The sequence below is a fragment of the Azospirillum isscasi genome (genome assembly GCF_030849505.1).
GTDB lineage: Bacteria > Pseudomonadota > Alphaproteobacteria > Azospirillales > Azospirillaceae > Azospirillum > Azospirillum isscasi.
Genome location: NZ_JAUJFI010000183.1, coordinates 1 through 9,936 on the forward strand (window position 1 = coordinate 1; position 9,936 = coordinate 9,936).

Consider the following 9,936-nt stretch of genomic DNA (forward strand, 5'->3'; position numbering starts at 1 on the left):
CGGCCTGCTGCAAAGCGCCTCCGACATGGCGGCCGATGCGGAGGGCGGCGGCGCCTTCGCGGCGGTGACCGGCGCGCTCGCCGCCGCCCAAGGCGCGGTGCCGCGCGACGACCAAACGCTGGTCTGGATCGAGCGCGGGGGTGCCCGATGAACGAGCTGCCGGAGATTCCGGGGCTGGAGACGGCCCGCGTCCTGGTGGTGGACGACAACCGCGTGAACCGCCACCTGCTCCAGGCCCTGCTGGAGCGCGGCGGGGTCAGCCGCATCGACATGGCGGAGGACGGCAACGACGCGCTGGCCCGGCTGGACAGCTTCCGGCCCGACCTGATCCTGCTCGACCTGATGATGCCGAACCTGGACGGGTTCGAGATGTGCCGGCGCCTGCGCCGGATCCCCGCCTGGAAGGACCTGCCGGTCCTGGTGCAGTCCAGCCTGAACCGGGCGGAGGACCGCGCCAAGGCTTTCGCCGCCGGGGCCACCGATTACGTCACCAAGCCGATCAACGCGGTGGAGTTGCTGGCCCGCGTGCGCATCCATCTGCAAAACCGCGCCCTTCTGCACGATCTCCAGCGCTTCCACGAGCGGACGGTCAGCGAACTGGCGCTCGCCCGCAAGATGCAGGAACGGCTGATGCCCTCGCCGGAGCGGCTGGCCGAGGTCGAGGCCGCGGCGGGGGTGGGCATCGCCGCCCATTTCGCCCCCTCGTCGGAGCTGGGCGGCGACTTCTGGGACCTGCGGCACGAAACGCTTGGGCAGGGCCAGGGCCGGACCATGCTCTACATGGTCGATTTCTCCGGCCATGGGGTGGGGGCGGCGCTGAACACCTTCCGCCTGCACGCGATCTGCCAGCAGATGGACGTGACCGGCATGACCCCGGCCGGCTTCCTGTCCACCATCAACCGGCGGCTGTGCGCCCTGCTTCCCAACGGGCAGTTCGCCACCATGCTGGCCGGGGTGATCGAGCCGGCGGAGAACCGCTTCGTCTACGCCTCCGCCGGATCGACGCGCCCGATGGTCTGGGCGCCGGGCGACACCGCGCCGCTGATGGGCGACAGCGCCGGCCTGCCGCTCGGCCTGCTGGCCTCGGCGGAGTATGAGGAGCGCTCGGTCCCCTTGCCGCCGGGCGGGCGCCTGTTCCTCTATTCCGACGGCGCCATCGAGATCCCGGTCGGCGACGACGTGCTGGACGAACCGGGCCTCGCCGCCCTGGTCGCCGAACGGATGGGCGAAGCGGACGGGTGCCGTTTCCTGGACGGGCTGCTGGACCGTCTGCGCGCCGCCGGCCCCATCGACGACGACCTGACGGCGCTGCTGCTGACCCGCGCTGGCTGACATGTGGCAGGCGGACTCCCGCATGACCACCCTCCCCCTTCCCGGCGCCCGGCCCTTCCGGGCCGTTCTGGACACCAACATCCTCGTCGGCTACGCCCTGCTGGGCGCCGAGGTGCCGCGCCGCAGCCTCGCCATCCGGGACAGCGTCGAGGCGGTGCGGTCCCGCGGGGCCGCCTTCGTGTCCGACGCCACGCTGGCCGAGCTGCGCGACGTGCTGATGCGTCCGGACTTCGACCGCTACCGCCCGGCGGAGGAGCGCGCCGCCTTCCTCGCCGCCTTCGCCGCGGAGGCCCGGAGGATCGAGCCCGCCCCGGTGGAGCGGCTGTGCCGCGACCCCGACGACGACATGTTCCTGGCCGTGGCGCTGGCCGCCGACGCCGACTGGCTGGTGACGGTGGACCGGCAACTTCTGTCCGTGCGCCATGTGGGCCGGACCCGCATCCTGCGCCCCGAACGGTTTCTGGACGCGATCGCCTGACCCCGCCCGCCTCCCTGCCTTCGAAGTTTCCACTCGACTTCCGGCATCCGTTCCCTAGAATGAAAAGAGAACAATTGGCAAACCAGCGTTGAACGGATCGCGGGTGACCGGATGAGCACGCAAGTGAGCCTGCAAGGATGAGCACGCAACCTCTCCTGTTCGACAGCCTGCCCGAGACGGAGCGGGCGCGCCGGCCGGCGCGCCGGTCCCGCGCCACCACCGTCGCCGAGCCGATGGCCATCGACGTGGTGCGGGAGGACGTTCCACCCCCGTCCCCGCCCCCTCTGACCCTGTCCCTGGTCCCGCCGCCGCCCGTCCCGATGGCCCCGCGCGCCGACTTCGACCCGGCGGCCCTGACCAACGCGGAGCTGCGGGCGCTGGCCCAGGCCCTGCCCGATCAGAAGCTGGCCCATCTGCTGATCGAGGCGGCGCGCGAATTGAAGCGCCGCGCCGCCCCCGGCGCCTGGGAGGAGGATGGGGAGGACGGCCCCGCCGAACCGAACCCCCTGCTGCTGCGCGCCGCCCGGCAGGCGGTCGGTGAATTGTCGGGGGAGGACGGCTGAGAAGGCCCCGGCCATACACACAGGGCATACATCGACGGACACAAAATAATCCCTTCGCAAAGGATCGTTGCGTACCTCAACTTTGCGCCGGTCCCTCCCTCCGATTCGGGAATGATTGCGCGACACGACACGCACTTATGTGCAATGATGTGTCCGAAGCCTGACCGATGGCCGCGCCCCTGTTTCCCGGCGCGTTCCCGGCGGTCCGAGCCCAAAAGGAACGACCCGCGGGGAGGGTGCTTTGGATTGGATGACCTGGCTCCAGGAATGGGGCGACGCCTTCTATCCCCTGGCCTTCATATGGGCCTTCTTCGAAGGCGAAACCTTCGTCATCTTCGGCGGGATGGGCGCCCACCTCGGGATCGTCAACCTGTACTGGCTGGTGGCCGCCGTCTGGATCGGCAGCTTCATGGGCGACCAGTGCTATTTCTGGATCGGCCGCAAATGGGGCGGCAAGGCGCTGGCCCGCTTCCCCGCGGCGGAGGCCCGCGCGGCGCGCGTCCTCCACTGGCTGGAGGTCTACGGGGTCGGCTTCATCCTGGCCTTCCGCTTCCTCTACGGGGTGCGCAACATCGCCTCGGTCGCGGTCGGCACCTCACGCATGCCCTGGCGCAAATTCCTGTTCTGGAACTTCATCGCCGCGGGCCTCTGGGCCTGGAGCTTCGCCGGAGCCGGCTATCTGTTCGGCGAGGCCGCCGCCGCCATCGGCGAGAACGGTCCGAAGATCCTTCTCCTCATCGCGCTGGGCATCGGCGTCACGATCTTCGCGGTGAAGAGCGTGATGTGGGTCCGCCGCCGCGTCGCCACGTCCGAGACGCAGGCGTAACCGCGCCGCGCCATCTCCCCCATCAGGGCCACCCATCAGGGCCGCCGCGGGCAACCGCGGCGGCCTTTTCGTTTCGGCAGGCCCTTACTTACGCCCGGCGGGCGATCCACACGGCGGTCAGGTCGTCGCGCAGCGGCAGGCTGGTGCGGGCATAGAAGCGCTCCAGCAGCGGCCCCAGCGGGCGGGCGCGGTTGGCGGCCATGGCGCCCCGCAGCAGGCCGGGCACCCCGTCCTGGCCGATGGGGCCGTTGTCCGGACCGGGGCCGCTGCATTCGATCAGCGCGTCGCTGTAGAGGAACAGGCAGCCCCCGCGCGGCAGGCGCAGGCTGCGGTCGGCGTAGACGGCGCGGCGCGACGCGCCCAGCACCAGCCCCGCCGAATCCAGCAGCCGAAGCTCCCCCGCGATCCCCACAACCGGGTTCGGCGCCCCGGCGGAGGCGTAGGTCAGCGTGTCGGTGTGCAGATCCAGGATGCCGAAGAAGGCGGTGGCGAACTGCCCGGTCGGCAGCACGTCCTTCAGCGCCAGATTCAGCCCGGCCAGCCATTCCGAGGGCGGCACATGCTGCATGGGAAAGCGGTCGATCAGCGTGTGCAGGCGGAAGGTGTTGATGGCGGCGGTGATGCCGTGCCCGGCGAAATCGACCAGCAGAAAGGCGACGCGGTGGCTGTCCAGCGGATAGACGTTCCAGAAATCGCCGCCCAGCTCCGACGAGGTTTCGAAATGGGCGTCCAGCACCAGCTCGTACCGGCTGGCGATGGCCTCCAATTGCTTGGGCTCGGGGAGCAGGGACAGCTGCATCGCCTTGGCGTGCTTCAGCTCCCGCTCCACGCGCCCGCGGAAATTGGCGAGGTCGGTGAACAGCTTGCGCTTTTCGAGCTGGTGGCGGACGCGGGCGACGCATTCCCCCGGCTTGATCGGCTTGGAGATGAAATCGCTGCCACCCGCCGCAAAGCAGCGCACCTGCTCCTCGTCGCTGTCCAGCGCGGTCTGGAACAGGATCGGCAGTTCCTCGTGGGTCAGCCGCTCGCGCAGGCGCCGGCACATCTCCAGCCCGTCCATCACCGGCATGCTGACGTCCAGCAGGACGAGGTCGGGCCGGAAGCTGTCCACCTTGCGCAGCCCGTCCTCCCCGTTCTCGGCGAAGTCGATCTGCGTCAGCCCGGCGCGGCGGATCATCAGGGCCAGCGACTTCCTGTTGAACTCGTTGTCGTCAACGATCAGGACACGGCTGGCGGCGAGCGAGATGGCCATGCGCGGACCCGCCCGCCCGTCACAGGTCGAACTGCAGCAGGGTGCAGCGCCCGCCATCGGTCACGTTGATGCGCCGGGCCAGCGCCCGCATGAACAGGAAGCCGCGGCCCGAATGGGCGCCGCTGTCGGTGTCCTGCGGCAGGGCCGTGGTGTCGAAGCCGTTGCCCTGGTCCACCACCGCGATGGTCAGGCCCTCGCTCGTCCAGCGCGCAAAGATGTCGATCCGCCGCTGCCGCACGGCGCCGTCGCCCAACCGCTCTCGCAGAAGCCGGCTGAACAGGCGGTAGCCGTCGGGCTGGTCCTTGGTGGCGCTGGGGATTTCCAGATTGCCGTGGACAATGGCGTTGGCGATGGCCTCGTGCAGGCACAGTTCGATGTTGCCGCGCCGCTCCGGCGTCAGCACGCCGCGCCGCGCCAGCTCGTCGCAGACCAGGACCGCGCATTGCAGGCCATAGGCCGTGCCGGTGGTCAGCGACAGGTAGAATCCCTGCTCCACCGGCGGGGCGCCCAGCCAGTCGGCGTCGAGCGTGCCGGTGCCGTCCTCCCGCTCCGTCAGTTCGACCGTCAGGAAGCCGTTCAGCCCGAAGGCGCTGCGCACGATGTCCCGGTCGGCCCGGGCCAGCAGCACCGCGGCGGCGGTCCCGCCACCGGCCGCGCTCAGGCCGAAGCGCGCCGCCGCCCGCGCGGCGACGTCCGCCGGCACGCGGTCCCGCACCACGCTGAACGGGCGCATCACGCCGGCGGGGCCGGTGGCCGGCAAGGCGGGGAGAGCGGCGGAGCCGTCCATCGCCCGGTCACTCCTCGATGGTGATGATCTCACCAATCCGGGCCAGATCGATGGAGCGCTTCACGTCCCCGTGCAGCTTGCGGACGATCATCTTGATGTTGCGCTGCTCCGTCTCGTCCTGAAGGATCAGCAGCATGCCGATCCCCGCGGAGTCGATGAAGGTCAGGTCCTTCGCATCGATGATGAAACGGCGTACACCCCTTGTCTCCAACAGCTCAATGACGTCGTGAAGGCGATCGTGGTCGGTGAACTCCAACCGGCCGCTCAGGAGCAGCTCGATGGATTCGCCGTCCTTGCGGACCTGAAAGTCCATGACATCCTCTTGTGTTGCACCGCCGCAGCGGCTCCCGCGCACAGTAGTGCAAGGGCATCACCCCCTCAAGCATCAAGCAACAGTTGCGTCACTTTAACCGATCCAAAGGAGAATTTTCACGCCCATCACACCATGGACGACCGGCGTCCGTTGGTAGTACAACCGCAGGACCGGGGAAAGGCGGTGCTGTGCCGCCGGTCCGCCCCGCTTGCGGCCCCGGGTTCGGAATACCTTTCATGACGGTGATCGAGCAGGCGTGGAAGACGGTGCCGACGGTGTCGGCGAAATTCCTGCTGATCCTGATTCCGATCCTGATGCTGACGACGCTGGGCTTCTCCTCGATCTTCTTCTACGGGAAGTACAAGGATCTGCGCGGCGCCCTGCGCGACCGGATCGAGGCGGTGGCGGAAATCAACGCCGTCGCCCTGTCCTCCAGCCTGTGGGCCGTGGACGTTCCGGCCATCCGCAACATCATCCAGGCGATCTCGGTCAACCGCGAGCTTCTGTGCATCGAGGTGGCGGACGAGCTGGCCGACGGCTATTTCGCCTGGCCGGACGCCGACTGCCGCCCCTTCGCCGGGCGCCCCTTCGACGGGCATGACTCCGTGCGCCGTCCGATCCAGGTGCAGAACCGGCGGCTCGGCACGCTGACGCTCCATTTCTCCTACGCCTCGGTGGACGAGCAGATCCGGCAGGAGATGGTCAACACCCTGTGGCTCCTGCTGCTGATGCTGGTCGGCACGCTGGTCACCGCCCTGACCGCGCACCGGCTGACCATCGGCGTGCCGCTGGGCCGGCTGATCGCGTCGATCCGCACCGCGGAGCAGGAGCATCTGCGCCAGCCCGTGCACTGGTCCTCCGCCGACGAGCTGGGGCGGGTGATCGCCGCCTACAACGGCATGCTGACCCGCCTGGACGAGGAGGAGGCCGCCCTGCGCCAGAGCGAGGAGCGGCTGGGGCTGGCCATCGCCGCCACGCGCTCCTCCGTCTGGGATTACGACCTGCGGACCGGCCAGTATTGGTGGTCGAAGGAATTTCCGGCCCTGCTGGGCTATGGCCCGTCCGAGCTGGCGATGACGGCGGAGACCTGGGAGTCGCTGATCCATCCGGAGGAGCGGCGGCAGGTCATCGCGCAATCCCGCAACCGCGTGCGCGACAAGGACAGCGCCTACGCCACCGTCTACCGGATGCGGCGGCGCGACGGCGGCTGGGCCTGGATCGAGGACCGGGCGACCGCGCTGCGCGACGGCGAGGGCACCGCGGTCCGCCTGACCGGCACCATGTCCGACGTGACGGAGCGCATGCAGGCCGAGCGGGATCTGGCCCGCGAGCGGAACATCCTTCAGATCACCCTCGACAACACCGACCAGGGCATCATCATGGTGGACCGCAACCTGCGGGTCGTGATGTCCAACCGCCGCGCGGCGGAGTTGCTGGACGTGCCGGCGGGGTTCCTGACCGGCAACCCGCTGTTCCCCGAGATCGTCCGGCTCCAGCGCGCCCAGGGCGCCTTCGAGGATTTCAGCATCGACCCCGATCTGGAGCTGGACGAGACCGCCGTGGTCCCCGACCAGCCCTTCGCCTTCAAGCGGCGGCGGCCCGACGGCACGATCATCGAGGTGCGCTCCAACCCCCTGCCGGAGGGCGGCTTCGTCCGCACCTTCACCGACGTGACGGTGGAGGCGCGCTCCGCCGAGGAGGTGTTCCACGCCATGGAGGCGCTGGAGACCGCCTACGCCGACCTGAAGGAGACCCAGGACAGCCTCGTCCAGGCGGAGAAGATGGCCTCGCTCGCCCTGCTGGTGGCCGGCGTCGCGCACGAGATCAACACGCCGGTCGGCATCGCCTACAGCTGCTCGACCCATCTGGCGTCGAAGACGCGGGCGCTGACCGACGCCTTCGGGAAGGGGACCATGAAGAAGTCCGACCTGACCGCCTATGTGGCGGCGGCGGGCGAATCCTCGCGCCTGATCGAGCAGAACCTGACCCGCGCGGCGGAGCTGATCCAGAGCTTCAAGCGCGTCGCCGTGGACCAGACCAGCCAGGAACGCCGCCGCTTCGACCTGCACTCCTATCTGGAGGAGATCATCACCTCGCTGGGGCCGCGCCTGCGCAAGAGCCCGCACCGGATGACCATTTCCTGTCCGGACGGCATCGCCATGGACGGCTATCCCGGCGCGCTCAGCCAGGTCATCACCAATCTGGTCATCAACGCCCTGACCCACGCCTTCCCCGACGGGCGCGAGGGGCGGATGGACCTGACCGTGGAGGAGCTGCCGGACGGCGAGCTGGACATCCGCTTCTCCGACGACGGGATCGGCATCCCCCCGGACAATCTGCCCAAGGTGTTCGAGCCCTTCTTCACGACCAAGCGCGGCACCGGGGGCAGCGGGCTCGGCCTTCACATCGTCTTCAACCTCGTGACGCAATCGCTGGGCGGGCGGATCTCCGTGGACAGCCCGGCCCCCGACAGCCCAGCCCCCGACAGCCCAGCCCACGACAGCCCAGCCCACGACAGCCCAGCCCACGACAGCACGGCCCCCAACGGCACGGCAAGACAAGGCACCACCTTCATCCTGCGGCTTCCCGCCACCGCGCCCCACATGACCGGCGCCGCGGGGGAGGCCCCGGAAACCGACGAAGCATGACGGCCCCAGCATGACGGACGCAGCATGACCGACGACCTGATCATGCCCGACAACGACGACGAAATCCTCTTCGCCGACGAGGAGGGCGACGCCGGGAACGGAAACCCGCCCTGGCCCGTCCTGGTGGTGGACGACGAGGACGACGTCCATTCCATGACCGCCCTCCTGCTGGACGGCGTGGAGTTCCAGGGCCGCCGGCTGGATCTGATCGGCTGCCGTTCCGCCGCCGAGGCCCGCGCCGTGCTGCGCGCCCGCCGGGACATCGCCGTCATCCTGCTGGACGTGGTGATGGAGGACGACGACGCCGGTCTGAAGCTGGTCCGCTGGATCCGCGGCGCGCTCGGCAATCCGGAGGTCCGCATCATCCTGCGCACCGGCCAGCCGGGGCAGGCTCCGCAGCGGGACGTGATCGTCGGCTGCGACATCAACGACTACAAGTCGAAGGCCGACCTGTCGGCGGAGGGGCTGTTCACCGCGGTGATCGCGGCGCTGCGCGCCTACGACTACATCCGCTCCATCGAGACCCGGGTGGCCGAGCGCACGCACGAACTGCGGCAGAGCCGGGAGCAGATGCGCGCCATCCTGGAATCGAGCCCGGTCGGCGTCTGCGCCTATACGCAGGACGGCGTCCTCGTCATGTGCAACGACCGGCTGGTCCATCTGCTGGGCGTGCCGAAGGACCGGCTGGCCGGCGTGTCCATCGCCGACCTGTTCATCGAGCCGGACAACACCGAGGCGCACGAGACGCACTGGACCTTCTTCCGCCGCACGCTGCGCGACGCGGAGGTCCGGGTGCGGCGGGCCGACGGGTCGACCTTCTGGGCGCTGCTGTCGGTGGACCCCGCCACGCTGGACGGGCGCCCGGTCTATCTCGCCTGGGTCTACGACATCACGCGGCGCAAGCTGGCCGAGCGCCAACTGGAAACCGCCAAGGAACAGGCGGAGCAGGCGACCACCGCCAAGTCCGCCTTCCTCGCCACCATGAGCCACGAGATCCGCACCCCCATGAACGGCGTTCTGGGCATGCTGGAGCTGCTGGAGCGCACGGCGCTGGACGCCGGGCAGCGCGACACCGTGGCGACCATGCGGGAATCGGCGACCTCGCTGCTGCGGATCATCGACGACATCCTCGACTTCTCGAAGATCGAGGCCGGCAAGATGGACCTGGAGCAGGTGCCCGTCTCCATTCCCGCCCTGGTCGAAGGGGTGGCCGACACGCTGGCCCCGGCGGCGCGGGCCAAGGAGCTGACGCTGCTGACCTACGTGGAGCCGGCGATCCCGCCGGCCCTGGTCGGCGATCCGGTGCGGCTGCGCCAGATCCTGTTCAACCTGTGCGGCAACGCCATCAAGTTCACCGAGCGCGGGCGCATCGTCGTGCAGGCCATCCTGGCCGCACGGGAGGACGGCAACGGTCCGGCCGGCGCCCGGCTGCGCATCGAGGTGGCGGACACCGGCATCGGCATTTCCGAGACGGCGCGCCGCCAGCTCTTCCAGCCCTTCACCCAGGCGGAAAGCTCCACCACCCGGCGCTTCGGCGGGACCGGGCTGGGCCTGTCGATCAGCCGGCGGCTGGTCGCGCTGATGGGTGGAGAGATCGGGGTGGACAGCGCACCGGGGGCGGGCTCCACCTTCTGGGTCGATCTGACGCTGCCCGCCGCGCCGGACCCCGCCCCGCCCGGACCCACCCCGCCGGCGCCGGCGCCGGACCTCGCCGGCCTGACCGTCCTCGTCGGCCTG

General features: G+C 69.8%; 9 protein-coding genes. 6 read left to right on the plus strand and 3 right to left on the minus strand.

Annotation, left to right across the window (positions count from 1 at the left end; translation table 11 throughout):
* Positions 1-147 precede the first annotated feature (147 nt).
* The 4 genes from QSG27_RS24805 to QSG27_RS24820 all read left to right on the plus strand — a co-directional run bounded on the left by QSG27_RS24805 (position 148) and on the right by QSG27_RS24820 (position 3,199).
* Positions 148-1,332, plus strand: a complete 1,185-nt coding sequence (locus tag QSG27_RS24805; RefSeq protein ID WP_306710879.1) for a PP2C family protein-serine/threonine phosphatase — start codon at positions 148-150, stop codon at positions 1,330-1,332.
* Between the two features lie 22 nt (positions 1,333-1,354).
* Entirely contained in the window at positions 1,355-1,810 is a 456-nt protein-coding gene (locus tag QSG27_RS24810) for a putative toxin-antitoxin system toxin component, PIN family (RefSeq protein WP_306710881.1), read from the plus strand.
* 137 nt (positions 1,811-1,947) lie between these two features.
* Positions 1,948-2,373, plus strand: a complete 426-nt coding sequence (locus QSG27_RS24815) for a hypothetical protein (RefSeq protein WP_306710883.1) — start codon at positions 1,948-1,950, stop codon at positions 2,371-2,373.
* Between the two features lie 250 nt (positions 2,374-2,623).
* Complete coding sequence (locus QSG27_RS24820; RefSeq protein ID WP_306710884.1) at positions 2,624-3,199, plus strand: DedA family protein; 576 nt, start codon at positions 2,624-2,626, stop codon at positions 3,197-3,199.
* An 88-nt stretch (positions 3,200-3,287) separates the two neighbouring features.
* On the opposite strand, the gene QSG27_RS24825 is transcribed toward QSG27_RS24820, so the two are convergent.
* The 3 genes from QSG27_RS24825 to QSG27_RS24835 are packed head-to-tail and all read right to left on the minus strand — an operon-like array spanning position 3,288 to position 5,551.
* Entirely contained in the window at positions 3,288-4,451 is a 1,164-nt protein-coding gene (locus QSG27_RS24825; RefSeq protein WP_306710885.1) for a PP2C family protein-serine/threonine phosphatase, read from the minus strand.
* 19 nt (positions 4,452-4,470) lie between these two features.
* Entirely contained in the window at positions 4,471-5,238 is a 768-nt protein-coding gene (locus tag QSG27_RS24830; RefSeq protein WP_306710886.1) for an ATP-binding protein, read from the minus strand.
* Between the two features lie 7 nt (positions 5,239-5,245).
* A complete protein-coding gene (locus QSG27_RS24835) occupies positions 5,246-5,551 on the minus strand; it encodes an STAS domain-containing protein (protein WP_306710888.1) in 306 nt (101 codons plus the stop codon).
* A gap of 236 nt (positions 5,552-5,787) precedes the next feature.
* Between QSG27_RS24835 and QSG27_RS24840 the strand changes: the two genes are divergently transcribed.
* Both QSG27_RS24840 and QSG27_RS24845 read left to right on the plus strand, forming a co-directional pair.
* The gene (locus QSG27_RS24840; RefSeq protein ID WP_306710890.1) at positions 5,788-8,199 is read left to right on the plus strand and encodes a PAS-domain containing protein; all 2,412 of its coding nucleotides are present in this window, start codon (positions 5,788-5,790) and stop codon (positions 8,197-8,199) included.
* Between the two features lie 24 nt (positions 8,200-8,223).
* A partial coding sequence (locus QSG27_RS24845; RefSeq protein ID WP_306710892.1) for a hybrid sensor histidine kinase/response regulator occupies positions 8,224-9,936 on the plus strand: 1,713 nt, incomplete at its 3' end.